The following is a 24,163-nucleotide window of genomic DNA, read 5'->3' as shown; positions in this document are numbered from 1 at the left end:
ACTCACGCGACCGCGACCTCCGCGGGCAGGCCGAGCGTTCGGCAGGCCACGTCGGCCTCGCAGAGGTCGAAGGTCGGGACGATCGGCACGGAGACCACCGCGGCGGCCTCCCGCGCGATCAGCGGGGCCGAGGTCAGGCGACCGGAGACGGCCACGAGGGGCAGGCCCGCACCCTGCAGGAGGGTCGCACCGGCCGCCGCGGAGAGTGCCTCCCCGCACGCGAACAGGACCCGATCCGTGAGGGCGCGGAAGTCCTCGTCCGCGACGAGGGCCGCGGTCTCCCCCTGGTAGATGCCGTCGGCGATCTCGATCACGACGACGTCGGGCCCGCCCTCGGCGAGCACGGCCGCCATCGAGAAGACGACGTCCTTGATCCGTTCGACGGAGAGCTTGAAGGTCGAGGCGAGCCCGAAGTCGGTGAAGTCCACGACACGGTCCGCGCCGCCGTCGCGGAAGAGGCCCGCGTCGTTGCCGGCGCCCGTGCCGGTGGCCTTGCCCGCGTGGACTCGGAGCCCGGCTCGGTCGAGGCCGTTGACGAGGCAGCCGACGGTCGTGGACTTGCCGGAGTTCATGGAGGAGCCGAAGACCATCACGACCGTGGGGCCGTCCGCCGACATCGCCGCCCGGGCCTCCTGCCAGGGACGGATGCGGTGGCCGGACAGGTCGGCGAGGGTGAGGACCTCGCCATCGCGGGTGATGAGGCCCACGGGCTCGAGGACGGTGGCCGGATCGATCTCCTCGTGCTTCTCGATGACCCGTGAGGCCATGCCGCCGGCGGCCACGAGGTTCGTGTAGTCGAGGTTGTGGGGCACCTCGGCGAGGAACTGGTCGGGGGCGTAGCGGTCGCCGTAGGCCACGATCACCTCGTCGCCCATGAACAGATGGCGGCGGCGCGAGTTGTAGGCCTCGAGCCTCTTGTGCTGGCCGATCGCGGCCACGCGGGCCAGGACGAGATCGCCCGCGGCGGGGGCCACGCCACGGCCCCGGCGCAGTCCGTAGCCGGTGTGCCCGTTCTCCCGGGCCACGGTGCGGAACGCCCGGGCCGTGTAGGAGGTCTTCGCCCGGCGCAGGCGGCGCGGCGCCAGCTCCACATCCTCCACGCCGTCCACGGCGTGCCCCTCGGCTGGGCTGTCGGACAGGTGGCGGTAGCGCTGCTCCATCTCGAGGGAGATGGCGCTGATCAGGTCAGTGGCCTCGGACTGCATGGTGTACCTCGTTCTCAGGGGGTGGAGTCGCTCGACGACGCGTCGCCGGGCGGGTCAAGGTGAAGCACACCAGCGCTTCGTGAAGCCGGGATGAGAAGACGCCGTCCGAGCCGCCGGGGGCCGATCTCATCGGTCCCTCATGCGGGTGGGCGATGCTGTCCGGCATGCTCCGCAGATCCGGCCCCGTCGTCGCCTTCGCCCTCATCCTGGCGCTTGCGATCAGCGCGCTCGCCCTCGTGGTGGGCTCCTCCCGTCAGTCCGAGACCGTGCTGGGACCCCAGATCACCCTCGGGAGTCCGACCGGGTCGGCCGTGCCCTCCGCGTCCGCGTCGAGCCCCATGGCGTCCAGCCCGCCGTCGACGGACGTGGCCGGCCCGCACGCCTCGGACGGCGGGTCCACGACGCCGCGCCCGGCCACGGCCACGGGGACGGGGACGGCCTCGGTCCCCGCGGCGGCCCCGCGCCCGTCCGACCCCTCCCCCACGACGCGTGCGACGGCGCCCCCCGCATCGGCGCCCTCCGCCGCGGCGACGTCGCCCCGGGACGCGCCGTCGAAGCGCAGCGCCTCCTCCCTCGCGCCCGCGGCAGCGGCCTCGCCCACCCGGCTCCCGCCGCCGACGCCGTCCGCCCTGGACGAGGACGACGACGACGACGAGGATGACGACGACGAGGACGCCCATGACGACGAGGACGCTGATGACGACGAGGTTGACGAGGTTGACGAGGTTGACGAGGTTGACGACCATGGCGACGACTGACTCCGGGCGCCGCCCCGCGGCCGATCTCTGACCCGGTGGCCTCGGTCGCGACCCGACAGGCCCCGGCGGCGGACTCCTGGTCCCGCCTGCCGGTGCGGCGGCGTCTGTCCCTCCTCCTCGCCCTGGTCGTGGTCCTGGCCCTGACGCTCTCCGGGATCGCCGCCTATGCCTTCCAGCGCGTGAGCATGAACGAACGGGTGGACGACAACCTCGAGCGCACGGTCGAGGAGGTCGGCCTGCTCTCCTCCACCGGCCTCGTCCCGGAGACCGGGCAGCCCGTCGCCAACGCCGCCGAGCTCATCCGGCTGGCCATGCTGCGCGTGCGGCCGCTCGAGAACGAGGGGATGCTCGGATTCGACGCCGAGCGTGCCGCGCTCGCCGCCTCCGACGCCGTCGAACTGCGCCTGGAGGAGGACGCGGAGCTCGTGGCGTGGACCCTGGAGCGGGTGCACGAGGAGGTCGTGACGCTGGAGACCGTCGAGACGGACACGGCCACCTACCGGGTCGCCCTGGTCCCCGTGGGCGGACGAGGCCCCGAGGACATGGGCGCCCTGCTGCTGGCCTTCGACATGGACGCCGAGACGGATCGGCTCAACCGCACGTTCGTGGGATACGCGGCGTCCGCGCTGCTGTCCACCGTGCTCGCGCTCCTGTTGGGCGTGCCCCTGCTGCACCGGGTCTTCGCCCCCCTCGAGGCGCTGAGGGACACCGCCGCCGAGGTCTCCGAGCATGACCTGCACCGCCGGGTGACGGTGCTCGGCCACGACGACGTGGCGGACCTGGGACACAGCTTCAACGCGATGCTGGACCGTCTCGAAGACTCCTTCGCGTCCCAGCGGCGCCTCCTCGACGACGTCGGGCACGAGATGCGCACACCGCTCACCATCGTGCAGGGCCACCTCGAGGTCATGGACCCCGTGGACCCCGACGACGTACGGGAGAGCACGCGCCTGACTCTGGACGAGCTCGCGCTCATGGGCCGGCTCGTCGACGACCTGCTCACCCTCGCCAAGGCGGAGCGCCCGGGCTTCCTGCGTCCCGCGCCCACGGACGTGGCCGAGCTGACCGAGGCGGTGCTCGAACGGGCCCGCGCCCTCGGTGACCGGCAGTGGAGCCTGGACGCCGCCGCCCCCGTGAGCGCGCAGGTGGACGGACAGCGTCTGACGCAGGCGTGGCTGCAGCTGGCCGCGAACGCCGTGCGCTACTCGGAGCCAGGGACGCCCGTGGGCATCGGCTCCGCGGTGCGGGCAGGCATGCTGCGGCTGTGGGTGCAGGACGCGGGCGTGGGCGTGCGCCCCGAGGACCGCGACGTGATCTTCGAGCGATTCGGCCGCGGCGCCCACGGCCGGCGGACGGAGGGATCCGGCCTGGGCCTCGCGATCGTCCGCACGATCGTGGAGGGCCACGGCGGCCGGATCACCGTGGACCCCGCGCCCCGCCGGGGGTCCGTCTTCACCATGAGCCTGCCCCTGGAGGGCACGCCCCCGCCGAGACCGGCGGGCGGCATCGACGACCGAGAGGACCGCCCATGATCCCCCTGCTGCTGATCGAGGACGAGGAGCGGATCGCCGGCTTCGTCACCAAGGGCTTCGCCGCGGAGGGGTACGCCGTGACGACGGCGGGCACCGGCGCCGAGGGCATCGCCCTGGCCATGACGGGCGCGTTCGACCTCGTGATCCTCGACCTGGGGCTCCCCGACGTCGACGGCTTCGAGGTCCTGTCCCGGATCCGCGCCCAGGACGGGGAGCTGCCGGTCATCATCCTCACGGCGCGCTCCTCGGCGGAGGACACCGTGGAGGGACTCAGCTCCGGGGCGGACGACTACATGCCCAAGCCCTTCCGGTTCGCCGAGCTCCTCGCCCGCGTGCGCCTGCGCCTGCGTCCCGGCACTCCCGCTCCCGCGCCCGTGGACGCCGTGCTCCGGCACGGCGACCTGGAGCTGGACCCGGCCGCCCACCTGCTCACCCTGAGCGGGGAGCCGGTGAACCTCTCGGCCCGGGAGTTCGCCCTGGCCGAGGAGTTCCTGCGCCATCCGGGCCAGGTGCTCAGCCGGGAGCAGCTCCTCGACGGCGTGTGGGGAGCTGACTTCGAGTCCGGATCGAACGTCGTGGACGTGTACGTGCGGTACCTGCGGACCAAGATCGGGGCGTCCCGGATCCTCACGGTGCGCGGCCTCGGCTACCGCCTCGCCACCGTGCAGGAGTCAGCCGGCTGACACGACGGCCCCGGACGCGACGATCCCCGCAGCTCCTGCACGTCAGGGTCTGCGGGGATCGTGGTGCCGGGTGGACCCGGCGGAGTGGTCAGCGGGCGCGGTCCGTCTCCACGACGTCCACGCGGACCGGGTGTCCGGCCAGGCCATCCAGCACGGTGCGCAGCGCGGTGGCGGTGCGGCCCTGACGGCCGATCACGCGACCGAGGTCCTCCGGGGCCACACGGACCTCCAGCATGTCACCGCGGCGCTGGGCACGCGCGTCCACCCGGACGGCGTCCGGCGTGTCCACGATGCCTCGCACCAGGTGTTCGAGGGCCTCGGTCAGCATGGTCACTCGGACTTCTCGGCGTCCTCGGCCGGGGCCTCGGCCTCCGCGGCAGGAGCCTCGGCCGGGGTCTCAGCCTCGGCCGGGGCCTCCTCCTTCTTGGGCTCCTCGGGGATGATGACCGAGCCCTTGGAGGGGGCCACGAAGGCCTCCTTCTCAGCCTTGGTCCGCAGGGTGCCCTCGGCGCCGGCCTCGCCCTTGAACTTCTGCCAGTCACCGGTGATCTTCAGGAGGGCGGCGACCTGCTCGGTGGGCTGTGCGCCCACGGAGAGCCAGTACTGCGCGCGCTCCGAGTCGACCTCGATGAACGAGGGCTCCTCGGTGGGGTGGTACTTGCCGATCTCCTCGATCGCACGGCCGTCACGGCGGGTGCGGGAGTCGGCGACGACGATGCGGTAGTACGGGGCGCGGATCTTGCCGAACCGCTTCAGACGAATCTTGACAGCCACGTGTGTGGTCACTCCTTGGTAGAGATCAGGGGGCCGCGATCGGTTCTCCGCGTGGGGGCAGCGGGGCATGCGACCGGGCTAAACGGAACGGAGCGCGCGGAGGATAGAGGGTCGTCCGGGCTCACGCTCAGTACCGGGCCATTCTGCCAGACTCCCCCGGCTCGCGCACCTCGACGCGCGGGGGAGGACGACGACGGCCGCGCCGGGCGGGCGCCGCCGTCGTCGTGGACCCGGGGCTCAGCGGTCCTTGAGGTACTTCTCGAAGCCGGCGGGCAGGTTCAGGCTCGACGGGTCGAAGTTCTCGAGGTCCATGCCGCCGGCGCCCTGGCCGAACATGGAGCCCGCGCCGGCCTGCGCGGAACGCGCCTGGCGCTCCTCGAGGGCCTTGCGCTCGGCCGCGGCCTTGGCCGGGTTGCCGGACTTCACCCTGTTCTTGGCGTTCTTGCCCTTGGCCTTGCGAGAGGTGCCGCCGTGGCCCATGCCGGGCATGCCCGGCAGGCCGCCGCCCGAGGCCATCTTCTTCATCATCTTCTGCGCCTCGGCGAAGCGCTCCAGGAGGGCGTTCACCTCGGAGACCTGGGATCCGGAGCCGCGGGCGATGCGCGCGCGGCGCGAGCCGTTGATGATCTTCGGGGCCACGCGCTCGTGCGGGGTCATCGAGTGGATGATCGCCTCCACGCGGCCGATGGAGGACTCGTCGAACTGCTCGAGCTGCTGCCGCATGCCCTGGGCACCCGGCATCATCATGAGCATCTTCTTCAGCGAGCCCATCTTCTTGAGCTGCTGCATCTGCTGCAGGAAGTCGTCGAGGGTGAAGTCCTCCTGGTCCGCGAACTTCTTGGCCATCTTCTCGGCCTCGGCGCGGTCCCAGTTCTGCTCGGCCTGCTCGATGAGCGACATGACGTCGCCCATGTCGAGGATGCGGGATGCCATGCGGTCCGGGTGGAAGACCTCGAAGTCCTTCAGCCCCTCGCCCGTGGAGGCGAACATGATGGGCTGACCGGTCACCTGGCGGACCGACAGCGCGGCGCCGCCGCGGGCATCGCCGTCGAGCTTGGTGAGGACCACGCCGGTGAAGCCGACGCCCTCGTTGAAGGCCTGTGCGGTGGCCACGGCGTCCTGGCCGATCATCGCGTCGATGACGAAGAGGACCTCGTCCGGCTGCACGGCGGCGCGGATGTCCGCGGCCTGGCGCATGAGCTCGGCGTCCACGCCGAGACGGCCGGCGGTGTCGATGATGACCACGTCGTGGTACTTGGCGTTGGCCTCGGCCACGCCCTCCCGGGCCACCTGCACGGGGTCGCCCGTGGCGGCCTCGAACTCGGAGGAGACGCCCGGGTGCGGGGCGTACACGGGCACGCCGGCGCGCTGGCCGCCCACCTGGAGCTGCTTCACCGCGTTGGGGCGCTGCAGGTCGCACGCCACGAGGAGCGGGGTGTGGCCCTGGGACTTGAGCAGATGCGCGAGCTTGCCCGCGAGGGTGGTCTTGCCGGCGCCCTGCAGGCCCACGAGCATGATCACGGTGGTGCCGGTCTTGGCGTGCCGGATGCGGCGGGTCTCCCCGCCCAGGATGGTCACGAGCTCCTCGTTGACGATCTTCACGATCTGCTGGCCCGGGTTCAGCGCCTGGGCCACCTCGGAGCCGAGGGCGCGCTCCTTCACCTGGGAGATGAACTGGCGCACCACGGGGACGGCGACGTCGGCGTCCAGGAGGGCGCGCCGGATCTCGCGCGCGGTGGCGTCGATGTCCGCCTCGGTCAGCCGCCCCTTGCCCTTGAGGTTGCGGAACGTGGCGGAGAGGCGGTCGGACAGGGAGGTGAACACGGCGGGTGGGATCCTTCGCAGGCGTCAGGGGTGTCGGCGTCGTGAAGACCGCCGGGCGACGCCGTCATCCGACGACGTCGCCCGGCAAGCCTAGCAACCGTGGCCGCTCAGCCCGCTGACCGCTCCCCGGTGTGGGTGAGCGCGTCGGCCGGGACGGGCACGGCGCCGAAGCCCACGTCGTAGGCGGTCTCGGAGTGCAGCGTGACGTCCACGCCCCGCTCCTCGTCCTCGGCGCTCACGCGCAGGCCGAGGGTGGCCCGCAGCACGAGGGCGATCACGGCGGTCACGACCGCCGTGAACACCACGGCCACCACGACGGCGACCGCCTGGGTGAGCAGCAGGGACGCGTCACCCCCGTAGAAGAGGCCCGCGGGTCCTTCAGAGGGCAGGGCGAAGAAGCCGATCAGCACGGTGCCGAGGATGCCCGCGGTGAGGTGGACGCCGACCACGTCGAGCGAGTCGTCGAAGCCGAGCCGGTACTTGAGGTTGACGGCGAGCGCGGACGCCGCGCCGGAGACGAGGCCGATCACGATCGCGCCGACGGGGCTCACGTACGCGCAGGCCGGGGTGATGGCCACGAGCCCGGACACGATGCCGGAGGCCGTGCCGATCGAGGTCGGCCGGCCGCGGCGCAGCCACTCGACGACGATCCACCCGAGCATGCCGGCCGAGCCGGCGGCCAGGGTGGTGATCCACACGAGCCCGAGCTGGTGCCCGTCCTGGGCGGCGCCGCCGTTGAAGCCGAACCAGCCGAACCACAGGATTGCGGCGCCCAGCATCACGAAGGGCACGTTGTGCGGGCGGTGCGCCGGGTCCACGCCGAAGCCCTTCCGCTTGCCCATGAACAGCGCCAGCACGAGCGCGGCCACGCCGGCGCTGATGTGCACCACGAGGCCGCCGGCGAAGTCGAGGGCCTCCCCGAGGCGAGAGCCGATCGCGCCCTCCTCGGAGAGCAGCCCGCCGCCCCACACCATGTAGGCGAGCGGCGCGTAGACGAGGCTGACCCACACGGGCACGAACACGCACCATGTGGCGAAGCGCGCCCGGTCGGCCACGGCGCCGGAGATGAGGGCCACCGCGATGACGGCGAAGGTGGCCGCGTAGGCCGCGGGGATCAGGTTCCCCTCGGCCATCGCATCGCTCAGGCCGAGGTCGGAGAGGGGGTTGCCCACGAGTCCCAGCCAGCCCGGCTCATGGGTCATGCCGTAGCCCCACAGGACCCAGACGACGCCGATGAGCCCCATCGAGACGAAGGACATCATCATCATGTTGAGGGCGGACTTCGCGCGCGTCATGCCGCCGTAGAAGAGCGCCAGACCCGGCGTCATCAAGAGGACGAGGCCCGCGCTCGTGACGGTCCATACCGTTCCGGCATCCAGGGTGGTCGGGTCGTTCATCGCTGCACCTTCCGGTCGGGCCCCCGGACGGCAGTGCGGCGACCGATGCCCGGAGGCGTCGTCGCCCGGCCCTGTCGGGCCGATGCCGTGATCCTAGGCGCAGGGACGGCGCACCGCCCGACCCTGCCGTTTTGTGACGCCACACACGCCTCTGTGACGCCACGCATGCCCGGCCGAACGGCGACGGGGCCCGGACCGCGCGTGCGGTCCGGGCCCCGTCCTCGGGCGGCGCTGCTCAGTCGGCGAGCAGCGCGTCCACGAAGCCTTCGGCGGTGAAGGGCGCGAGGTCGTCCGCGCCCTCACCCAGGCCGATCAGCTTGACCGGCACGCCGAGCGTGCGCTGGATCGCCACGACGATGCCGCCCTTGGCGGTGCCGTCCAGCTTGGTGAGCACGATGCCGGTGACGTCCACGACCTCGGCGAACACCTTCGCCTGGGTGAGGCCGTTCTGGCCCGTGGTGGCGTCCAGCACGAGGAGGACCTCGTCCACGGCGGCCTGCTTCTCGATGACGCGCTTGATCTTGCCGAGCTCGTCCATGAGGTTGGCCTTGTTCTGCAGGCGGCCCGCGGTGTCCACCAGGACGCAGTCCACCTCCTGCTCGATGCCGGTCTTCACGGCCTCGAAGGCGACGGAGGCGGGGTCCGCGCCCTCGACGTCGGACTTGACGGTCTCCACGCCCACGCGGGCGCCCCACGTGGCGAGCTGCTCGGCGGCGGCGGCGCGGAAGGTGTCGGCCGCGCCGAGCACCACGGTGCGGTCCTCGGCCACGAGCACGCGGGCCAGCTTGCCCACGGTGGTGGTCTTGCCGACACCGTTGACGCCCACGACCATGGTCACGGCCGGGAGGTCGTTCTTGCGGGTGGCGGCGATGCGGCGGTCCAGCGAGGGATCGAGCATGGCCACGAGCTCCTCGCGCAGCAGGCCGCGCAGCTCCTGCGGGTCACGGGTGCCGGCCACGGTCACGCGGGCCTTGAGACGGTCCACGAGCTCCATGGTGGCGTCCGTGCCGAGGTCCGCCATGAGCAGCGTCTCCTCGATCTCGTCCCACACGTCGTCGTCGATGCGGTCCTGGGACAGCAGGGCGAGGAGGGACTTGCCGAAGACGTTGTTGGACTTCAGCAGGCGCGCCCGCAGGCGGGCCAGGCGCGTGCCGGCGGCCTCGGGGCGCTCGAGCTGGCGCGTGGTCTCCGGCTCGACCTCGACCGGCGCGGTCTCAACCGGGGCGGCCTCGACGACCGGAGGCGCGGCGTGCTTGGGCGCCGGGGCGAGCAGCTCGGCGTCGGGGGCCTCGGGGCGCTCGAGCACCGCGGTCGAACCGTGGGAGCCGCCGGAGGCGACGCCGGGCGCGGGGTCGTCCGCGTCACGCAACCCCGGGTAGGCGCCCTTCGGCGGCGCGGGGCGACGATCGAGGAATCCGACGAGGACGGTGCCCACCAGCAGGGCGATCACGACTGAGATGATGAGGGCGATTTCCACGAGGCCAGTCTGTCACAGGGGCGTGGGATGATGACGGGCATGCCGCCCTCCCGTGACCGCCGACCGTCCCGACCACCGCTCCCCCGGGACGTGAAGGTGCTGGTCGCGGCGGCGTTCGTGATCGCCATCGGGTTCGGCATCATCGCCCCGCTCCTGCCGCAGTACGCGAGCTCCTTCAACGCGTCCGCGACGGCCGTGGCCGCCGTCGTCTCCGCGTTCGGGCTGACGCGGCTCCTGTTCGCCCCGCTCTCCGGGCGCCTGACGAACCGCCTCGGCGAGACGCCCGTGTACATGACCGGTGTGCTGATCGTGGCCGCGTCCATGTTCCTCATCGCCTTCGCTCAGACGTTCGAGCAGCTGCTGCTCTTCCGCGCCCTCGGCGGCGTCGGCTCCACGCTGTTCACGGTGTCCGCCATGGCGTTCCTGGCGGCGAAGTCACCGCCGACGATGCGCGGGCGCGTCTCCGGTGCGTACGCCTCCGCCTTCCTGATCGGCAACATCGTGGGGCCGATCGTGGGCTCCGCCCTGGCGGTCTTCGGCTTCCGTGCGCCGTTCCTGATCTACGGCACGTCGCTGGTGATCGCCGCGGGGATGGTGTTCGTCCTGCTGCGGGACACGCGGCGCGCGGACCGTGGCACCGACGATCCCCGCCCGACGATGCCCCTGAAGGAGGCATTCGGCCTGCCGTCCTACCGTGCGGCGCTCGCCTCGTTCTTCGCGAACGGCTGGGCCACGTTCGGCGTGCGCAACTCGGTGATGCCGCTGTTCGCCGGCACCGCGTTCGCGGGCACGGCGCTGCTGGGGTGGCCGGTGGACGGGGCCTTCATGGCCGGCCTCGCCCTCTCCGTGTTCGCGCTGGGCAACGTGGTCGCCGTGACCTTCTCCTCGCGACTGTCCGACGTGCACGGCCGCAAGCCGCTGATCCTCACCGGCCTGCTCACCATGGCCGCCACCACCGGCGTGATCGGGTGGATGCAGTCGCCCCTGCTGTTCCTGGTCGCGTGCCTGCTCTCCGGAGCCGGCACCGGCGTGCTCAACGCCCCGCAGCAGGCCGCCATCGCGGACTTGGTGGGCCAGGGCCGCAAGGCCGGGCCGGTGATGTCCGCGGCGCAGATGTCCGCGGACCTCGGTGCGATCGCCGGTCCGCTGCTGGCCGGCCTCGTGGTGGACCACGCCGGCTACGGCTGGGCGTTCGTGCTCACCGGCGGTGTGATCCTGCTCGGTGCGCTGGCCTGGACCCGCGCCCCCGAGACCAACGTGCCGGTCGCCCCGGGCGGACCGCGCACGGGCTCGCTGCCCACGATCATCCCGCCGGACGTGACTCCGGCGCCGCGCGACCACTTCTGACCGCCCAGACGCCGTCGGCGTCGGGCGGCAGACCGCCGGGGCTCAGGCGCCGTCGAAGGCGGGCAGCCGCTCCCCCACACCCAGCAGCTGCGCGATCCCGGACACCGTCCTCTCGGCCGCGCGGCCGTCGCCGTAGGGATTCACCGCCGTGCTCATGGCGGTGTAGGCCTGGGGGTCCTCGAGGAGGCGGGAGACCTCGGAGACCACGAGCTCCTCGTCCGTGCCGATCAGCCGGACGGTCCCGGCGCTCACGGCCTCGGGGCGTTCGGTGTTCTCCCGCATCACGAGGACGGGCTTGCCCAGCGAGGGCGCCTCCTCCTGCACCCCGCCCGAGTCGGTGAGCACCACGGTGGCCGCCGAGAGCAGGTGGGTGAACTCGCCGTACGCCAGCGGCTCGGTGACGAGCACGTTCTCCAGGCCCTCGAGGTGGGGCAGGATCGCCTCGCGCACCACGGGGTTGCGGTGCGCCGGCAGGACGAACGACACGTCCGGGAAGCGGGCCGCGAGCCGGGCCAGTGCTCGACCGACCCCGCGCATCGCATCACCCTGGTTCTCGCGGCGGTGCGTGGTGATGAGCACGATGCGGCGCCCGGACGACTCGAGGGCGGCGAGGCGCTCGTCCTCGAACGGCACCTGGGCCCGCACGGCCTCCAGGAGGGCGTCGATCACGGTGTTCCCGGTGACGTAGACGTCCTCCTCCGCGACAGCCTCGCGCAGCAGGTTGTCCCGACTGACCGAGGTGGGCGGCAGGTGCAGCGCGGCGATCTGGCTGGTGATCTTCCGGTTCGCCTCCTCCGGGAACGGGGACATGATGTCGAAGCTTCGCAGGCCCGCCTCGGCGTGGACCACGGGGATCTGGCGGTTGAACGCGGCGACGGCGGCCGCCGTCGAGGTGGTGGTGTCCCCCTGCACGAGGACGGCGTCAGGGCCGACCTCCTCCAGCACGGCGTCGAGGCCGGCGAGGGTGCGGGCGAAGACGCCGTTGAGGGTCTGGCGCGGCTGGATGATGTTGAGGTCATGGTCGGGGACGATCCCGAAGAGCTCATTGACCTGGTCCAGCATCTCGCGGTGCTGTCCCGTGACCGTGACGACGCAGTCGAAGCGGTCGTCCGCCTGGAGCGCCTTCACGATGGGCGCCACCTTGATGGCCTCCGGTCGGGTTCCGTAGATGGGCATGACGATGGGCAAGAGATCCTCCAGGGTTGACTGCGGGGTACCGGGGAGTGCCGTGACCCGCCCTCCGGTTCACCTGAGTCTACTGATCGGGCCGAGTGGGACGCGGGCTAGACTGACGACTCGCGTCGCCCCCACCGGCACGTTCGCCCGCGAGATGCGCAAGAGAGGGTTGTTCCGCATGGCCGAATCCACGGCAGCCACAGGGACGGAAATCGTGCTCGAAGTGGACGGATCTGGGCTGCACCGCGTCGGCGCTCGCCCTCAGCTGGGAGCGTATATCGCCTCGCTCTGGTCCTACCGGTCATTCATCCTGTTCGACTCTCGCTCCCGTATCGCCGGGGCCAACTCGACGAACACGCTGGGCCGCCTGTGGATGGTGCTCAACCCGATCCTGGACGGTCTGGCGTACTTCCTTGTGTTTGGACTGCTCCTGGGAACCGGGCGGGGGATCGAGAATTTCATCGCCTACCTCATCGTCGGCGTGTTCCTCTTCCGCTTCACGACCCAGGCCGTCACGAGCGGCTCCCGGTCCATCTCGAGCAATGCCTCGATCGTGCGCGCCTTCCAGTTCCCCCGCGCCACTCTGCCCATCGCCACCAACATCCGTGAACTCCTGCAGTTCGGACCCACCTTGGCCGTGATGGTGGCACTCGTCCTGGTGATCCCGCCCCTGGAAGCCATCACCTGGCGATGGCTGTTGATGATCCCCCTCCTGGCCGTCCAGACCCTGTTCAACGTCGGCCTCTCGCTTGTGCTGGCACGGATCGTGGCCCACTGGGTCGACTTCGCCAACCTCATCGGGTTCGGTATGCGCATCTGGCTCTATCTGTCCGCCGTCTTCTTCAGCGCCCATCGTTTCGAGAACAGCCCCACGATGATGACCGTCATGCACCTGAACCCCATGTTCTGCGTCCTGGACATCGCGCGGCAGTCGATGGTCTACGGCCAGTCGGCCGACCCAGCGCGCTGGGCAGTGCTGCTCGCCTGGACCGCCGCGCTGCTCGTGATCGGACTCGTCTTCTTCTGGAAGGCCGAGGAGACATACGGGGAGGAGCGATGACTCCTTCTAGTTCGGCATCTTCGACCAACTCCTACGTCCCTCGTCACGCCCTCGCACCATCAGTCGCTTCACCGGCGCCGGTGAAGCGGGTGGACGATGCCGCCGTCGTCCTCGACCAGGCAGGGATGACCTACACCGTCCGCTCGGCGGAGGCCATCGGAACACGCTCCTTGCGAGCTCGCCTCCGCGGGGGCGCGTCCGGCCTGCGCACCAACACCGTGGAAGCCCTGCAGCCTCTGTCCCTGGTCGTTCGCCGCGGAGAGTCAGTCGGTGTAATCGGCACCAACGGCTCGGGCAAGTCCACGCTCATGAAGCTCGTCACCGGTCAGCTCCATCCCACGACCGGCCATGTGTTCGCTGCGACCACCCCCGTGATGCTGGGCGTCAACGCCGCCCTGGTGCGCCAGGTGTCCGGCGAGGACAACATCATGCTCGGATGCCTGGCCATGGGCATGTCCCAGGTCGAGGCCGAAGCCAAGTACGACTCGATCGTCGAGCTCTCCGGACTGGAGCCGAAGGCGCTTCAGCTGCCGCTGAAGGCGTACTCCTCGGGCATGGCATCCCGCCTGCAGTTCGCGATCGCCACGGCGGTGGACCCCGACATCCTGGTCATCGACGAGGCGCTGAACACCGGCGACGCCCAGTTCCGCGCACGGACGCGCAGTCGGATCGACCAGCTACGCGAACAGGCGGGATGCGTGTTCCTGGTCAGCCACTCCATGAGCACCATCCAGGAGATGTGCACGCGGGCCATCTGGATCGAGCAGGGCGTACTGACGATGGACTCCGGGGCCAAGTCGGTCACGAAGACTTATGCGCGCTACACGCGGAAGAAGGCGCGCGGTGACCATGAGGGCGCCCTGGCCCTCCTGGAGGCCGAACGCGGCGTCCTGAAGCGGACCCATGTCACCTGGCCTGACGGCGCCCGTCCCGACAGAGTCTCGGCCCCTTGACCCCCGGCGGCCGTCCTCTCCGCCTGGCCCGTCTCCTGGCCGACCGCACTCAGGTCCGGGTCGCGGACGTCTGGAACTCCGCCGCCCGCCAGGGACGCAGGCTCGTCGGCAGCCTCACTTTGCCCTCGTCCGCATGGACCGCGTCTCCCACCACCGGCGAAGCCATAGACGGGGATCCGCTGGCGCACCGCATCCTCCCGCTCCCCGCCTCCGCCCGGCTCACGCGCGCGGTCACCGGAGCCCGTCGACTCTCGCTCGACGCGTGGAACCCCCTGGGACCGAGGACACCCCGGTCCCCCGGTGTCCTGCTCTTGCCCGTGGACCCCGCCGAGCCCGGAACGTGGCGGCCCGAAGACGCCGTCGCGCTGGCCGCCTCCCGTGCCCGGTCTCTGAAGGGTGGGGGCCTGCACACCGTGGTGACTGACACGCGGCGTTGCGGTCCGCGGATGGCGCGGCTGCTCCACCGAGCCCACGGCCGGCAGGTTCCCGGCGTCCTCGTGGTCCCCGGAGCCGTCGCCGGCACGGACGCGCCGGGACGCTGGACCGAGGCGCTCTCGCTGGTCGACGCCGTGGTGGTGCCGCACCCGGAACGGTCGTCCCCTGCACTGCGAGACCTCGCAGCCGCGGCCGGGCGCGCGCTCCTGAGCCCTGCGGACGCCGCCGCTCCGCCCGCCGTCCTGGCAGCCCGCGGACGCGCGGCACGGCTCGAGCTGGTCCGGAGAGGGACTCCGCTCACCCCACCGCCCGCACCACCGCCGCCTCGGGTCCGAGTGGGCGCCGAGCCGCGCCGGGTGGTCGTAGCCGGCCACGACCTCAAGTTCGCAGGCGGCCTCCTCGAGGAGCTCCGCGCCCGGGGGCACGAGGTGCGGGTGGACGAATGGCGCGGTCACGCCCGGCACGATCCCGGCGCGAGCGCGGCCCTGGCCCAGTGGGCCGACGTCGTGCACTGCGAGTGGTCGCTCGGCAATGCCGCGTGGTATTCACGACATCGGCCGGACGGAACCCGGCTCACGGTCCGCACTCATCTCCAGGAGGCGTCGACCGAGTTCCCCCGGCGGGTGCGGCGGGACGCCGTCGACTCATGGGTGTTCGTGGCGGAGCACGTGCGCGCCCAGGTGCTGCGGGACACCGGCTTCCCCGCGGAGCGCGCCCTCTGGATCCCCAACGCCGTCCGGATCCCCGGGCGCCGCCCTCCGTCGACCGACGAGACCGACCCGCTTCGCCGGTTCACGCTGGGCCTGGTGGGTGTCCTCCCCGCGCGCAAGGGGTTGCATCGCGCCCTGGACCTCCTCGCCACGCTGCGTGCGGAGGAGTCGCGTTTCCGGCTGGTCATCCGCGGCCATCGTCCGGAAGACGTCGCATGGATGACGGCCCGCCCCGAGGAGGCCGCGTACTTCGCCGAGCAGGCCCGCCGGATGGCCGAGGATCCCCTGCTGGAGAGCGCGGTGCGCTGGGACCCGCACGGCCCAGACATGGGTGCGTGGTACACGAGGGTGGGCGTCGTCCTGTCCGTCTCCGACTTCGAGTCTTTCCACTTCACCCTGCCCGACGGGGCCGTGCACGGGTGCCTGCCGCGCTCCCTCGCGTGGGCCGGCGCGGACCTGCTCTACCCGCCGGACTGGCTGGCCGCGTCGACGGACGAGATGGCCCGGCGCCTGCACGACGAGGTCGCCGACACGGCACGCTGGTCCCAGCTCACGGCGGAGGCGGCGGCGTACGTGGAGGAGCGCTTCGGCGAGCGGCGCGTCGTGCCCGCGCTGGCCGACGCCGTGCTGGGCCTGCGCTGACCCGGCACGGCGGAGGCGTCAGCCCCGCAGCCAGGAGGCCCCGAACCACAGGTCCGCCGTGCGAATGCGCCAGAGCGTCTTGCGGAACTCCCGCATGGAAACCCCCGCCGGAAGGGCGGCACTCCCGGACTCCGCCGTCGCGCCGATGGCCCGGAGCCACTCCTCCGCGAGCAACGGCGCCAGCGCGCCGAAGCCCTCCGACCGGACGATGTCGGAGGCCAGCTCAGCGGCGGCGGCGCCGGAGTGCTCCCCCCGTTCAGCGGCAGGAACGTGGCCGGCCCGGGGTTCGAGCGGTGGCAACGGACGCATCCGATCCTCGTAGTGGTCACCCGACCAGGACGGGTCGGGACCGGCGAGCTCGAACTTCCACGGCTTGCCGTCCAGAGGGATGGCCGTCCCCTCGGGCCACACCCGGGCGAGCGCGCCGAAGGCGGCGCGGTACGAGACCTTCTCCGCCATCGCCAGCACGTCCGCCACCGCTGTGACCTCGGCGTCGCCCAGGGGGTAGGCGACCATCGCGTCAGCGGAGTAGAGGCTGATGTGTCCCTGCATCCACCGCCCCGACCTAAACTGGCGGGCGAACAGGTACATCGACTCGACGGGATTGTTGGCGGGCTGGGTCCGGAACCAGTCGCGCAGCCAGGCGTCATGCCCCGCGCGGACGCCCGGGCGCACCGCGCCGGAAGCCGAGGAGAGCATCGCCTCCTGGGCGGACTCCTGCGTGTAGCGCAAGCTCTTGGCCGCCCCGCCCTTGAAGAGCGGCCAGTTCCCCAGCATCACGGCCTCCCCGGGACCGCCGACGTCCGCACCGAGGTATCGACCGGTGTGGGCCTCGGACGGAGGGACGCCCCGACTCCGGCGGAGGGTGGCGCTCAGCTGCTCCGTGACGTCGTCACCCGGGGCGAGAGGCGGAGTGGACATGCGGAAGGGCAGGCCCGCACTCTCCGAGAGGATGCGGCCGAGGCGGACGTCGAGATCGTGGTCCTGCCCGTACGTCAGGGTCGAGATCGACATGCCGCGTCCGCGCATCAGCCCGATGAGGAGTCGGCTGTCCGCGCCGCCGGAGACCCGCAGCTGCAGCGGCCGGTCTCCCACGCGTCGCTCCACGCGGTCGGCGGACGCACGCATCGCGTCCGCCAGCGCGTCGGCGCCCTCCTCGGGCGTGTGGTCGGCGGAGAGCGGATGGGTGAGCCCCGCGGGGGCGTCGACGTCCGTGACCCGGCCGTCATGGACCTGGACGGCGCGGTCCACGGGGAGCACGCGCACGTTCTCGAACGGGGACTGCCCCGTCATGGAGTAGCCGAAGGACAGGTACTCCGCCAGGTAGGCCGGGGAGAGGGCTACGGCGTCGCGTCGCCCGCCCGCCAGCGCCAGGGCGACGAGCAGCGGCCGGTTCGACAGGTAGACCTGTCGGCCGTCCTGACCCCAGTGAACGGCCTCGAAGGCCGGCACCGTGTTCCACGCGGTGACCCGGCCCGTCCAGCGCTCCACCAGCACGGCGGCGTAGTGACCCCACACCGGCCGCTCGTAGACCAGGCGTCCCGCGCGCAGCCGCACAGCGTCCGCCAGGTCGGCCGCGTCCTCGGCACCGGCCATCACGGCCCACCGATCGCCGCGCGCCGGGAGCACGGGCTCGGTGCCCCGCCGGGCGAACACCAGCGCCGACGTCGAGGCGGACGGATGCACGAGCGCCGGCTCGGGCTCGTAGTCCATACCCACGAACGACGCGTAGCCGCGTGCCACGGACTCGAGCAGGCGTCCCGTGGCCGCCCTGTCCTGCTCCTCCACCCGCGACGTGCGCACGGCCACCAGGAAGTCGGTCACGGTCTCTCCTCAGTCTCGGATCACACCCCGGCACCAGGGGCGGGGGGGACGTCAGTCTCGCCCGGGAGGAACCTCCACGCCGAGCCGTTCGTAGAGGTCACGATACCGCCGCGCATTCGCCTCCCACGTACGGGTGCCCACGGCCCAGGCGCGTCCGGCGGATCCGAGCGACTCCCGCCGTCCGGGCTCCGCGAGGAGGTCCCCGAGGCACCGCGCCCACGCCGCCGGGTCCTCCGCCGGCACGAGCAGTCCGGTGACGCCGTCCTGCACGAGCTCGGCGAGCGCGGGGAGGTCCGAGGCCACCACGGGCGTGCCCACGGCGGACGCCTCCACCGACTTCATGGGCGTCACCGCGCGGGTGACCGGCAGGTCGCGGCGGGGCACGATGAACACGTCCAGGCTGACCTGCTCCCACAGCGCCTCGGACCGGGCGACGCGGCCGGGGAAGCGCACGCGGTCCGCGATCCCGAGGTCCGAGGCGAGGCTGCGGAGGGCCGGAAGGCTGACCCCGTCGCCGGCGATGGACACCCGCAGGGAGGGGTGGTCCGGCATCAGGAGGGCCGCGGCGCGCAGGAGGGTGTCGAGCCCCTCGTATCCCACCAGGGAGGACACGGTGCCGATGTAGACGTGGTCCTCGGCCAGCCCCAGACGGCGGCGGGCGGCCGCGCGGGTGGGCGGCTCGGCCAGGAACGCCTCGCCGATCGCGTTGGGGCACACGGTGATGTCCTGCGGGGCCACGCCCTGGGCCCGCAGGCGGGCGGCCATGGTCTCCCCCAGGGTCACGACGGCGTCCGCGGACCGTGCCGCCTCCTCCTCACGCGCCACGAACTCGCGGTAGCGCTGGGAGGTGAGGGCGGCGGCGTCGCGCTTGGACGCCCACGTGTCCGCGAGCTGGCCCCGGACCTCGTAGACCCACGGGATGCCATAGGCCTCGGCCACGGCCCGCACCGCCACGGCGTTCACGAAGTGGGTGGTGGTGTGCAGCGCCTGCGGCCGGAACCGGTCGACCTCCGCCGCGAGGAGGCGCGCGTGCTGATCCATGCGGGCCGCGGTCCCCTGGGCCAGGCGCCACGGGGTGAGGCGGCGGTAGTGGATCCCGTCCACCATGTCCTGGCGCGCCGCCCACGGGACGCCCACCTGGGCCGGCCAGCCCGGCCGGGTGACGGCCTCCACGTGCACCCCGGCGTCCGCGAGCGCGCGCAGCGTCGAGTGGCTGCGCTGCGCGTAGCCGGACCCGGTGTGGGGCAGGGAGTTGGTGAGCACGTGGAGGACGCGCCCCGGCACGGGGGCGTAGGACGCGGGGCGGGGCACGTGCGGGCGGTGCCCCGCGAAGGCGGCCGCCTCCCCCGCCATGCGCTCGTGCAGGTCGCCGAGCCCACGACGGTCCGACGCGGCGACGGCGGCGTCGAGGTCCCCGCGGTGCAGCGCCAGGCGGGCGGCGGCGGCGTGCCACGCGGTGCCGCGGCCATTCTCCGGGACGGCCTCCAGCAGGCCGGCGGCGAGGGCGGCGTCGCCGAGCAGCAGGGCGGCGTCCGCGCGGGCGACGGCGGCGGCGGCGACGGGCCGGGCATCGCCGGTTCCTCCGGCGACACGGGCGCGGGCCTCGGCGGTGCGGCCCTGCATCTCCAGTCCAACGGCGGCGGCCACGGAGCCGAGCCCCGAACCTCGGCCGGCGGTCGTGGTGACGAGCGTGCCGAGGGGGCCCCGCCACGCGGCGGGCAGCCGGCGGGAGCCCTGCAGGAGCAGCTGCAGCGGATCATCCACGACGTGCTCGGCGACGATCTGGGCGGTCAGCGCGGCGTGGCGCGCCCAGGGGACCTCCCTCACTCGTCCCAGGAGACCGGAGATGCTCTGCTGATCCACTGACCCTCCCGTGTACCTCGCCCGGACGCCGGTGCACATGGAACTCGTCCGGCGCGCCGCCCACTCTATCCAGGTCGGGCGCCCGGACGGGCGGCCAGAGTGGGACCTGGTGCCGCCAGATGACCCGCGGGGTTCCCTCCGGGGCGGGACAGCACTCCTGCCCGCCCCCGGGTCACCGGCCCGTCAGCTCCGGCGCCACTGTCCGCGCGTGTCGATGACACGCTTGTCCCGAACCCGCTCACCGAGCCCCGCGAAGGCGTCGTGATCCACCAGCAGCAGGACGATGTCCGCCTGCGCCACCGCCTCGTCAGCCGTCACCAGCTGGACGTTGGGCTTGTCGGCGAGGCGCGGCGGGAGCGCGTCCACATGCGGCTCGACCACCAGGACCGAGGAGGCATGGAACTGGTCGGCCAGGTCCACCGCGATGTTCAGGGCGGGCGACTCGCGCAGATCGTCGATGTTCGGCTTGAACGCCAGGCCGAGGGCGGCGACGACGGGGGCGCGACCGGTCTCCTGCTGCACGTCGAAGGCGGCGGCCTTCACCTGGCCGATCACCCAGCGGGGCTTGGCGTCGTTGATCTCGCGAGCGGCTCGGATGAGGCGGGCGGTGCTCGGGGCGGCATCGACGATGAACCAGGGGTCCACGGCGATGCAGTGCCCGCCCACACCGGGACCGGGCTGCAGGATGTTCACGCGCGGGTGGTGGTTGGCGAGCTCGATGAGCTCCCAGACGTCGATGCCCTGCTCGGCGCAGATCAGGGACAGTTCGTTGGCGAAGGCGATGTTGACGTCGCGGAAGGAGTTCTCCACCAGCTTGGCCATCTCCGCCGTGCGGGTGTCCGTCAGGAGGATCTCTCCCTCACAGAAGGTCCGATAGAGCTCTTCGGCCCGGCGGGCGGCCGCGAGGGTCGAGCCGCCGACGATGCGGTCGTTCGTGACGAGCTCCACCATGACCCGGCCCGGCAGCACCCGCTCCGGGCAGTGCGCGAATTCCAGACCGGCGTCCTTGAGGTCCGGCCGCGCTTCCAGGATCACCTCCGCCATGTGCTCGGTGGCGCCGGGGGGCGACGTCGATTCGAGGATCACGAGCTCACCCCCGCGCAGCTGGGGCGACAGGGCACGAGAGGCGGACTCGATGTAGGAGAGATCCGGGGCGTGGTCACCCTTGAAGGGGGTGGGAACGGCGACGATGTAGGCATCCGCCTGGGGCGTCTCACGCGATGCCGAGAGACGGCCCGCCTCCACGTTCCGCTGGACGAACTCGGCGAGGTCAGGCTCCACGAACGGCACGGTGCCGGCGTTCACCGCGGCGACGGTGCGCTCGCTGACGTCGACCCCGAGCACGGTCATGCCGTTCTCGGCGAGGATGGCGGCGGTCGGCAGACCGATGTATCCCAGGCCGATGACGGCGACGGTGTTGATGCTGCTCACGGAAGTCCCTTCGATGTGTGGCTCGCCACCCTGCAGTGCAGTGCAAGCTCAAGATGTCATTCGAGTATAGGAAGGCGTCGATCGCTCGAGGCTAGGCGCGGGGTGGGAGCACGACGGCCCGCCACAGGTCCGCCACGACGACCTCGTCGTACTGCTCGGCATCCGCGACGGCCCTGACCGAGAGGTCTTCCCACCCACCGTCGGTCGTCACCGCGCCCAGGATCCGCTGCGCCGCCCCTTCGGCATCGGACACGACCCACCGCTCCCCGAAGACACCTTTCGCGCCGTCCCTGTCCCAGACCACCGGCACCGCGCCGGAGACCATTCCCTCGACGGGGGCGAGGTGGAAGCTCTCCGTGGAGCTGGGTGAGAGCATCCAGCCGATCTTCGTGTACCAGGTCCCCATGTCGGCGCCGAACGGCTCGAACGCCACGGCTTCCCGCAGCCCGGATGCCCCGAGACGCGCGAAGAGGTCCAGGTAGCCCTCTCGCTCCAGGGGCTTGCGCCACACGTGGGGGTACTCCCACGGCATGCGGCCTCGAATGTGGAGCGTGAAGCGGTCGTCGCGCGCCCGCAGGCGGGCGAGGAGGTCGATCGCGCGATCGGGTCGTTTCAGCAGGGGGACGATGCCCACCATGCCGAGGCGGAAGCTCCGACCCTCACGCCCCGGACGAGCCAGGTCCCTGAAGGACACCGCATTGGGGATGACATGGATCCGGTCGGAGTCGATGTCCATCGCCTCGGTGACCCGTCGACGGGTCACGTCAGACACGACGACCAGGGCGTCGATCCGGGACACGTCGATGTCCGCGAGCCATGCGCCCCGGAATTCGAACATGTGGAGACGGACGACGAGCCGCTGATCAGGCCGGACCCGCTGGGAGAACCACACGGCGTTGGGCCCCGCCCACTCGCACACCACCACGTCCGCCCACTCGAGCAGTCGGCCTGACGCGGCCTCGTCGTGCTTGTGCAGGCTCTCCCAGTGGTCGATGCGCAGCTCGACATCCGGGTCGGCGTGGAGCAGGTCCACGAGCTCCCCGGCGAACTTGAGGTCGTGTGCGGCGAGGAGGACCTTGGTTCGGGCCTCGGCAGGCACCGCCAGCGCCCGAGGACGGCGGACCGCGCCCACCCGCTCCAGGATGCGAGTCAGTGCCTCGGCGCGGTGAGACATCCGATAGGGCTCCGCCGCCTCAAGCACGTGGGCGGACAGCTCGGCCAGCCGGGGCTGGGCGGACGCGAGGACCGCGGCGATCTCATCCGGGCCGTCCCCGAGCGCGTCGACGAAGAGCGGATAGTCGGCCCCCAGCAGGTCCTCATGGATCGTGGTGCGGTTGACCAGCGGGGGCACCCCCAAGGCACAGCTCTCCAGCACCTTGGTCGAGATCTCGAGGGAGAGGTCGAGGGCGGGCGCGCGCCAGCCCAGGGACACATGCGAGCGGGCCATGGCGGCCATGCTGTCCTCCCGGCTCATGGCGCCGGTCCAGGTGAATCCGGGCGTCTGGGAGGCCAGGGTCTCCTGCATGCGTGCCGCCCAGCCGGGGTGATTCGGCTCCCGGTGGACCTTGTCGCCCACCATCGTCAGGCGGGCGTCCATCCCGCTCTGCCGCAGTGCCTCGAGGATCTCGGGCATGCGATCGGTGCGCCAGTCATGCGCGAACTTGCCGGTGTAGATCAGGTGGAGGGCGCCTTCGGCCCGCTCCGCCGCGAGGAGGGGACGGACGTGGTCCGGCACCATCGGAGAGAGGATCTCGGTCCTCCCCGCCGCCGCGGGCACCAGCGCTTCGAGGACCGCGCGGGCGTGCTCGGTCTGCGCCAGCATGAGCCGGCTTCCTTCAGCGATGCGGCTGACACGCCGGACCAGCGCGTCAGGGAAGCCGCCCCCGATGTAGCCGTACTCGGTGATGTAGGACCACAGCTTGCCCTGCAGGTGCCCGCGCTCCACGAGCTCCAAGCACATCTCGCTGCCGCGCACGAGGACGGCGTCGAAGTCCAGTGCCGCGTCCAGGGACTCGAGAGCCTCGGCCGCCTGCGCCGGCGTCATGGATTCCTCGCCCGGTCGGAGCCGCGCATCGTGCACGGTCACCCCGGGCAGCGCGCGGAGCGGGCCGGTCAGCAGGTCGCGACGTTCCACCGCCTTGAGCTGGACGTGGACCTCGGCGCCGGTGAGGGCGAAGGTCTCGGCCAGGGACGGGAGCCAGATCGCGGAGCCGTCCATCACGTTGAGGTTGACGTCACCGTAGAGGAGGACGCGGACCGAAGAGATGTTCGGGACGGACGTGTCAGGCATGGGCGGTCTCCTCGGCGGAGGTCAGGAGGTCGGCGATTCCGAACGACGCGTCACCCGGATCCTCGGTGAAGTGCACCGCGGGTCGAGAACGGCCCGGATGGATGGGCATGAGCGAGGAGTGGCGCTGCAGGAGGAGGGCACCGATCTCGAACCGGCGTGCCCCGCGCACGAGGAGCCAGCAGGTGGCGCCGCCGCGGGAGGCGGCGCGGATGCCCGCAAGGAGTTCCAGAAGCAGGCTGACGCCGGACGTGGAGAGCGCTTCGGCCCAGACCCCGGTGAAGGCCTCGAGGTCGATGACGACGACCTCGGCTCGCGTGGCCACGGCCACACTGGTCCCGGGCTGGAGCGGCAGGACCCGGTACCCGTCCGCCTCGAGTCTCCCGCGCACGTCGGGAGCGAGGAGACCCACCACCGTACGATGGCCCGCACCCGAGCGCCCAGTGTCGACGGTCCCGAGAGCGCGCTCCAGGCGATCCCCGGCGTCCGGGGCGCTGCCCACGGACGCGGCCGCCCGCCCCGCGAATCCCTTGGGCGCGGTGTGGCCCCTGGAGCCGCCCGCGAGACCGAGCGCGTCACGCGCGGCTTCCGCCTCACGCTTGCCGACCGTTCCCCAGCGGACCCCGAACACGCCGCGGATCTCCTGGGCGACGGGGGTGGGGAGCTGACGCAGGACGACCCCGCCGGCTCGTCGCAACCGCGCACGGGCATCCGGCGGCAGGGCTCGGGCGGCGCGACGGAGGCCGTGCTGGATCTCGGGACGAGGCATGAAGAGACCTGATCTG

The 24,163-nt window shown here is 72.1% G+C and carries 19 protein-coding genes; 7 read left to right on the top strand and 12 right to left on the bottom strand.

The window, feature by feature from the left end; genetic code table 11:
* Positions 1 to 2: 2 nt before the first annotated feature.
* Complete coding sequence (locus LG274_RS00870; RefSeq protein WP_404464870.1) at positions 3 to 1,205, bottom strand: DUF1611 domain-containing protein; 1,203 nt, start codon at positions 1,203 to 1,205, stop codon at positions 3 to 5.
* A 164-nt stretch (positions 1,206 to 1,369) separates the two neighbouring features.
* On the opposite strand from LG274_RS00870, the gene LG274_RS00865 reads away from it, so the two are divergent.
* The 3 genes from LG274_RS00865 to LG274_RS00855 are packed head-to-tail and all read left to right on the top strand — an operon-like array spanning position 1,370 to position 4,178.
* Positions 1,370 to 1,963, top strand: a complete 594-nt coding sequence (locus tag LG274_RS00865; protein ID WP_404464868.1) for a hypothetical protein — start codon at positions 1,370 to 1,372, stop codon at positions 1,961 to 1,963.
* A 35-nt stretch (positions 1,964 to 1,998) separates the two neighbouring features.
* Positions 1,999 to 3,495, top strand: coding sequence for a cell wall metabolism sensor histidine kinase WalK (locus LG274_RS00860; RefSeq protein ID WP_298984551.1), 1,497 nt, complete (start codon positions 1,999 to 2,001; stop codon positions 3,493 to 3,495).
* Positions 3,492 to 4,178 carry a response regulator transcription factor gene (locus LG274_RS00855; protein ID WP_248115067.1) on the top strand — a complete coding sequence of 229 codons (687 nt, stop codon included), beginning with the start codon at positions 3,492 to 3,494 and terminating at the stop codon, positions 4,176 to 4,178. Before LG274_RS00860 ends, LG274_RS00855 begins: the two co-directional genes overlap by 4 nt.
* 88 nt (positions 4,179 to 4,266) lie before the next feature.
* Here LG274_RS00855 and LG274_RS00850 read toward each other — a convergent pair whose 3' ends face one another.
* The 5 genes from LG274_RS00850 to ftsY all read right to left on the bottom strand — a co-directional run bounded on the left by LG274_RS00850 (position 4,267) and on the right by ftsY (position 9,650).
* Positions 4,267 to 4,506 carry an RNA-binding protein gene (locus LG274_RS00850; RefSeq protein WP_248115313.1) on the bottom strand — a complete coding sequence of 80 codons (240 nt, stop codon included), beginning with the start codon at positions 4,504 to 4,506 and terminating at the stop codon, positions 4,267 to 4,269.
* A 2-nt stretch (positions 4,507 to 4,508) separates the two neighbouring features.
* Positions 4,509 to 4,952: a 30S ribosomal protein S16 gene (gene rpsP, locus LG274_RS00845; RefSeq protein ID WP_248115069.1), complete on the bottom strand. Its 444-nt coding sequence runs from the start codon at positions 4,950 to 4,952 to the stop codon at positions 4,509 to 4,511.
* A gap of 237 nt (positions 4,953 to 5,189) precedes the next feature.
* On the bottom strand, positions 5,190 to 6,776 hold the full coding sequence (gene ffh / locus LG274_RS00840) for a signal recognition particle protein (RefSeq protein WP_248115070.1): 1,587 nt from the start codon (positions 6,774 to 6,776) through the stop codon (positions 5,190 to 5,192).
* 107 nt (positions 6,777 to 6,883) lie between these two features.
* Positions 6,884 to 8,173 (bottom strand): ammonium transporter, encoded by a 1,290-nt coding sequence (locus tag LG274_RS00835; protein WP_298984559.1) that lies wholly within the window; start codon positions 8,171 to 8,173, stop codon positions 6,884 to 6,886.
* A 235-nt stretch (positions 8,174 to 8,408) separates the two neighbouring features.
* A complete protein-coding gene (gene ftsY, locus LG274_RS00830) occupies positions 8,409 to 9,650 on the bottom strand; it encodes a signal recognition particle-docking protein FtsY (RefSeq protein ID WP_298984562.1) in 1,242 nt (413 codons plus the stop codon).
* 39 nt (positions 9,651 to 9,689) lie between these two features.
* On the opposite strand from ftsY, the gene LG274_RS00825 reads away from it, so the two are divergent.
* On the top strand, positions 9,690 to 10,997 hold the full coding sequence (locus LG274_RS00825) for an MFS transporter (protein ID WP_404464864.1): 1,308 nt from the start codon (positions 9,690 to 9,692) through the stop codon (positions 10,995 to 10,997).
* Between the two features lie 42 nt (positions 10,998 to 11,039).
* Here the strand turns inward: LG274_RS00825 and wecB are convergent, their stop codons facing one another.
* Positions 11,040 to 12,185 carry a non-hydrolyzing UDP-N-acetylglucosamine 2-epimerase gene (gene wecB, locus LG274_RS00820; RefSeq protein ID WP_343282379.1) on the bottom strand — a complete coding sequence of 382 codons (1,146 nt, stop codon included), beginning with the start codon at positions 12,183 to 12,185 and terminating at the stop codon, positions 11,040 to 11,042.
* A 166-nt stretch (positions 12,186 to 12,351) separates the two neighbouring features.
* On the opposite strand from wecB, the gene LG274_RS00815 reads away from it, so the two are divergent.
* From LG274_RS00815 to LG274_RS00805, 3 genes are all read left to right on the top strand, one after another.
* The gene (locus LG274_RS00815) at positions 12,352 to 13,233 is read left to right on the top strand and encodes an ABC transporter permease (protein ID WP_343282378.1); all 882 of its coding nucleotides are present in this window, start codon (positions 12,352 to 12,354) and stop codon (positions 13,231 to 13,233) included.
* 80 nt (positions 13,234 to 13,313) lie between these two features.
* The gene (locus LG274_RS00810; protein WP_404464861.1) at positions 13,314 to 14,186 is read left to right on the top strand and encodes an ABC transporter ATP-binding protein; all 873 of its coding nucleotides are present in this window, start codon (positions 13,314 to 13,316) and stop codon (positions 14,184 to 14,186) included.
* A 446-nt stretch (positions 14,187 to 14,632) separates the two neighbouring features.
* The gene (locus LG274_RS00805; RefSeq protein WP_343282376.1) at positions 14,633 to 15,973 is read left to right on the top strand and encodes a hypothetical protein; all 1,341 of its coding nucleotides are present in this window, start codon (positions 14,633 to 14,635) and stop codon (positions 15,971 to 15,973) included.
* Between the two features lie 18 nt (positions 15,974 to 15,991).
* Here the strand turns inward: LG274_RS00805 and LG274_RS00800 are convergent, their stop codons facing one another.
* The 5 genes from LG274_RS00800 to LG274_RS00780 form a co-directional block, all read right to left on the bottom strand.
* Entirely contained in the window at positions 15,992 to 17,797 is a 1,806-nt protein-coding gene (locus LG274_RS00800) for a hypothetical protein (protein WP_404464859.1), read from the bottom strand.
* A gap of 51 nt (positions 17,798 to 17,848) precedes the next feature.
* Entirely contained in the window at positions 17,849 to 19,624 is a 1,776-nt protein-coding gene (locus LG274_RS00795; protein WP_404464857.1) for a glycosyltransferase family 4 protein, read from the bottom strand.
* 219 nt (positions 19,625 to 19,843) lie between these two features.
* Positions 19,844 to 21,091, bottom strand: a complete 1,248-nt coding sequence (wecC, locus tag LG274_RS00790) for a UDP-N-acetyl-D-mannosamine dehydrogenase (protein ID WP_343282373.1) — start codon at positions 21,089 to 21,091, stop codon at positions 19,844 to 19,846.
* Positions 21,092 to 21,182: 91 nt separating this feature from the next.
* On the bottom strand, positions 21,183 to 23,381 hold the full coding sequence (locus tag LG274_RS00785) for a glycosyl transferase (RefSeq protein ID WP_343282372.1): 2,199 nt from the start codon (positions 23,379 to 23,381) through the stop codon (positions 21,183 to 21,185).
* Positions 23,374 to 24,147 carry a hypothetical protein gene (locus LG274_RS00780; protein ID WP_404464855.1) on the bottom strand — a complete coding sequence of 258 codons (774 nt, stop codon included), beginning with the start codon at positions 24,145 to 24,147 and terminating at the stop codon, positions 23,374 to 23,376. Before LG274_RS00780 ends, LG274_RS00785 begins: the two co-directional genes overlap by 8 nt.
* Positions 24,148 to 24,163: the final 16 nt, after the last annotated feature.

Origin of the sequence: Micrococcus antarcticus, from assembly GCF_044872765.1 — a bacterium.
Classification (GTDB): Bacteria; Actinomycetota; Actinomycetes; order Actinomycetales; family Micrococcaceae; genus Micrococcus.
The sequence above is the reverse complement of the archived record's forward strand: the minus strand, read 5'-3'. Positions and strand labels throughout refer to the sequence as shown.

Coding starts and splice junctions, on each gene's coding strand:
- LG274_RS00780 (WP_404464855.1), bottom strand. CDS start 24,147: ATGCCTCGTCCCGAGATCCAGCACGGCCTCCGTCGCGCCGCCCGAGCC.
- LG274_RS00815 (WP_343282378.1), top strand. CDS start 12,352: ATGGCCGAATCCACGGCAGCCACAGGGACGGAAATCGTGCTCGAAGTG.
- LG274_RS00865 (WP_404464868.1), top strand. CDS start 1,370: ATGCTCCGCAGATCCGGCCCCGTCGTCGCCTTCGCCCTCATCCTGGCG.
- LG274_RS00785 (WP_343282372.1), bottom strand. CDS start 23,381: ATGCCTGACACGTCCGTCCCGAACATCTCTTCGGTCCGCGTCCTCCTC.
- LG274_RS00855 (WP_248115067.1), top strand. CDS start 3,492: ATGATCCCCCTGCTGCTGATCGAGGACGAGGAGCGGATCGCCGGCTTC.
- LG274_RS00835 (WP_298984559.1), bottom strand. CDS start 8,173: ATGAACGACCCGACCACCCTGGATGCCGGAACGGTATGGACCGTCACG.
- LG274_RS00870 (WP_404464870.1), bottom strand. CDS start 1,205: ATGCAGTCCGAGGCCACTGACCTGATCAGCGCCATCTCCCTCGAGATG.
- LG274_RS00825 (WP_404464864.1), top strand. CDS start 9,690: ATGCCGCCCTCCCGTGACCGCCGACCGTCCCGACCACCGCTCCCCCGG.
- LG274_RS00850 (WP_248115313.1), bottom strand. CDS start 4,506: ATGCTGACCGAGGCCCTCGAACACCTGGTGCGAGGCATCGTGGACACG.
- LG274_RS00805 (WP_343282376.1), top strand. CDS start 14,633: ATGGCGCGGCTGCTCCACCGAGCCCACGGCCGGCAGGTTCCCGGCGTC.